Source organism: Micrococcus sp. R8502A1 (genome assembly GCF_006704135.1).
Classification (GTDB): Bacteria; Actinomycetota; Actinomycetes; order Actinomycetales; family Micrococcaceae; genus Micrococcus; species Micrococcus luteus.
The window spans coordinates 1-2,399 of sequence record NZ_VIGS01000097.1; the positions used below are offsets into that span (position 1 = coordinate 1).

A 2,399-nucleotide genomic window follows, 5' to 3' on the forward strand; every position below is an offset into this window, starting at 1 on the left:
AAATACCTGTATGCACGCTGCCCAGTACCGGCGCGCCAGCAGATTGGTCTTGTTCGACCACTTCGGGGCATCAGACGTCACCGTTTACGCAACCGTCGGCGGCGACAGAGGTGTATATGAGACAGCAGCAGACCACCGCACAGGACACCGCCCCGGAGCGTGCGTCGACGACGCCCCGCACGGTCACCGTCACCGGCGCCGCCGGCAACATCGGCTACGCGCTGCTCTTCCGCATCGCCGCCGGCGGGATGCTCGGCCCGGACACCCCGGTCCGGCTGCGCCTGCTCGAGATCCCGGCCGCCCTGGGCGCCGCGGAGGGCACCGCCATGGAGCTCGCCGACGCGGCCTTCCCGCTGCTGGCCGACGTGGAGGTCACGGACGACCCGGCCCGCGCCTTCGACGGGGTGCAGCACGCGCTGCTCGTCGGCGCGCGGCCGCGCACGAAGGGCATGGAGCGCGGCGACCTGCTCGAGGCGAACGGCGGGATCTTCGGGCCGCAGGGCCGGGCGATCAACGACCACGCGGCGCAGGACGTGCGGGTCTTCGTCGTCGGGAACCCGGCCAACACCAACGCGCTGATCGCCGCCGCGCACGCCCCGGACGTGCCGGCCGAGCGCTTCACGGCGCTGACCCGGCTGGACCACAACCGGGCCGTGGCGCAGCTGGCGGCGCGGGCCGGCGTCGCGGTGACGGACGTGGCCGGCGTGACGATCTGGGGCAACCACTCCGCGACCCAGTTCCCGGACCTCACCCATGCCCGCGTGCGGGTGGACGGGACGTGGCGGCCGGCGCTCGAGGTGGTGGACCCGGTGTGGGCGGGCGAGGAGTTCGTGCCGCGCGTGGCGAAGCGGGGCGCGGAGATCATCGAGGTGCGCGGGGCGAGCTCGGCGGCGTCGGCGGCGTCCGCGGCGATCGATCACCTGCGCGACTGGACCCTCGGCACCGGTGTGGACGCGGACGGTGCGCCGCGCCGGACGTCGGCCGCGGTGGTCTCGGACGGCTCCTACGGGGTGCCGGAGGGGCTGATCAGCTCGTTCCCCGTGACGTCCGACGGCGGCACCGCGTGGCGGATCGTGCCGGGGCTGGAGCCGGACGAGTCCGTGCTGCCGGGTGAGGGCGGGCGGCTGGCCGCGACCGTCGCCGAGCTGGAGGCCGAGCGCGACGCCGTGCGAGGGCTGGGCCTGCTCTGAGGCGACCGGGATCGTCTGCGTCTCTGACCCTTCTGGGGGCGTCCCCACCCGCCGGAAGGGTCAGATGCGCAACAGATTCGTGCGGGGACGGGGGGTGTGGGATCAGTCCGCCAGCTCGGCCCGCGTGGGCGGGTCCGCCCCCGGGCGGGAGGCCGTGATCGCCGACGCGCGGGAGGCGTAGATCAGCACCGACTCGACGTCGGCCGGGTCCATCGCGTGCAGGCGGCCGCGGTTCGCGGCGCCGAGCAGGGAGCGGTCGTCGAGGGCGGCGAGCAGGGCGGCGGTGAACGAGTCGCCGGCGCCCACGGTGTCCGCGACGTCCACGGGCACGATCGGGCGCTCCACCACGCCGTGCGCGGTGACGGCCACGATGTCCTCGGCGCCGCGGGTCATCACCACGAACGCCGGGCCCATCCGCTGCCACGCCTGCAGCGACTCGCGCAGCGGGCGGTCCGGGTACAGCCACGCGATGTCCTCGTCCGAGGCGTGCACCACGTCCGCCAGCCGCACGGACTCCTCCGCGCGGGCGCGGGCGAACGCCCGGTCCGGCACGATCGTGGGCCGCACGTTGGGGTCGTAGCTGATGGTCGTGACCGCCGAGATCCGCTCGAGCAGGGCCATCACCTCGGCGTCGCCGGGGGCGAGCATGGTGGCGATGGAGCCGGCATGCATGTGGTGCAGCGGGCCGCCGGCGGCGTCGTCGAAGTCCCGGGCGAGCGCGGCGGCGGGCGGCAGCGTCCAGTCCAGCTCGAACTCGTAGCTGGCGGCGCCCGTGGGGTCCAGGCGGGCGGTGGCCACGGAGGTGGCGGCGGCATCCGGCTCGAGCAGGCAGCGCACGCCGTTCTCCCGCAGATGCGAGGCGATCATGTCCCCGTGCGCATCGCGGCCGAGGCGGCCGGCGAACAGGACGGGCCGCTCCAGCCGGCTCAGGCCCACGGCCACGTTCAGGGGGCTGCCCCCGACGTGCACGCGGGGGGTCGCGGTGTCCGAGACCACGACGTCGACGAGCGCCTCTCCGATCACACCACAGTACTGAGCCACGCGCCCCACGGTACCCTAATCACCGGCGCAGAACCGGGGCTGTGCGCAGGCTTCCAGGCCCCCGAGAAACGCCCGACACCCCCATCCCCGACCCCTGTCTCTTATACACCTCCGACGCCGCCGACGAACGCATAAGGGGCAGCATCGGAGGTAGGCACGTCACCAACA

General features: G+C 74.2%; 2 protein-coding genes. One reads left to right on the forward strand and one right to left on the reverse strand.

Features of this window, described 5'->3' with window-relative positions:
• Positions 1–116: 116 nt before the first annotated feature.
• Positions 117–1,190 (forward strand): malate dehydrogenase, encoded by a 1,074-nt coding sequence (locus tag FLM69_RS11170; protein ID WP_141844285.1) that lies wholly within the window; start codon positions 117–119, stop codon positions 1,188–1,190.
• Between the two features lie 102 nt (positions 1,191–1,292).
• Here FLM69_RS11170 and FLM69_RS11175 read toward each other — a convergent pair whose 3' ends face one another.
• Positions 1,293–2,213 carry a carbohydrate kinase gene (locus tag FLM69_RS11175; RefSeq protein WP_070709633.1) on the reverse strand — a complete coding sequence of 307 codons (921 nt, stop codon included), beginning with the start codon at positions 2,211–2,213 and terminating at the stop codon, positions 1,293–1,295.
• Positions 2,214–2,399 lie beyond the last annotated feature (186 nt).